Annotated in this window: 1 protein-coding gene; it reads right to left on the bottom strand. The window is 35.6% G+C overall.

What is annotated here, in order from left to right; genetic code table 11:
- Positions 1-652 precede the first annotated feature (652 nt).
- Positions 653-1,090: hypothetical protein (locus tag DF185_RS24715; RefSeq protein WP_207784736.1), on the bottom strand; the 438-nt coding region annotated here is incomplete at its 5' end.

Genomic DNA, 1,090 nt, shown 5'->3' with positions numbered 1-1,090 from the left:
GTCGCCAATTGTTATGACCTTGAAGTTGAGGGTTCAAAACTTTTATCCACCCCGTCGCCAATTGTTATGTCCTTGGATGTCTGACTTTTCGATCACACGACTTATCTACCAATCCGAATACGACTTATACGAATCTTCGCACTAGGCCAACCAATGACGTTCAACCGGTGTGGGCAGTTTAGTGTCCTTATTGGTCCTATGTCCTACGAGCCCTTCCACTTGAGTCCAGAACAAGATACCAGCTTCCGAATCAGAGCAGATCGTTTATTTCAAGCATACTTAGTTTATATATCAATCACACAGACCGCAACGTACCATAAAATAGGAAATAATATTTGTACACAAATAAGCCCAAAAAGTGGCTGTGAATGTGGGAGGCAGTAGTTAATAAACTGAACATAACTTAAGAACCGTAAATCGTACAATAATAAATTATAGGCCAAAATAAAGCTTGTCATAAGAGGGATATAAATATACATAGTGTAATTGTTGAGTAGTTATACAATAAGAATATTAGTCCATGAATAGTCCTCGGAAGTTACCTGTAATTTAATCTCCACTCGGATATAACACCTCCCCCTTTTTTTTTTTTGAAAATTCCAACTTTAGATTCTGATTAAAAAAAAAAGAATTATATGTGACTTTAAATTCCTCAACATTCTCCTCCTCCTCGAAATAATGTTGGGTCCTTATGGCTCCAAATTACAACTAGTAGGACTTTATTTAAACCATGTTTCTTGTATTGACTGGAGAATCCACTAAAAATGACTAGATGATGATGAACGACCTTTGATCTGAGTTCATTATTTTCAAATTCATTATGAATCTCGTTAGCAGATAACGAGTCATTAAGAAAGTCAACGTCTAACAGAATTAAATTAGATTTTTGGCCATCATTCGACTCAGCTGACATATTTCCCTCATTGTTATAAGAAGTTTCATCAAAATCATATGCATTATTCTGAGAATCAATATCTGGCACACTGTCATTAGAAATGGGATAAGTTGACTCAATATAAAATTCTGTCTTCCGGTGATTTTGAGTAACATCTGGTACAATTTGGTTCATCGTGTTGCTCCAGTTATTTTC

The organism is Marinifilum breve (genome assembly GCF_003202155.1).
Taxonomy (GTDB): Bacteria; Bacteroidota; Bacteroidia; order Bacteroidales; family Marinifilaceae; genus Marinifilum; species Marinifilum breve.
The sequence above is the reverse complement of the archived record's forward strand: the minus strand, read 5'-3'. Positions and strand labels throughout refer to the sequence as shown.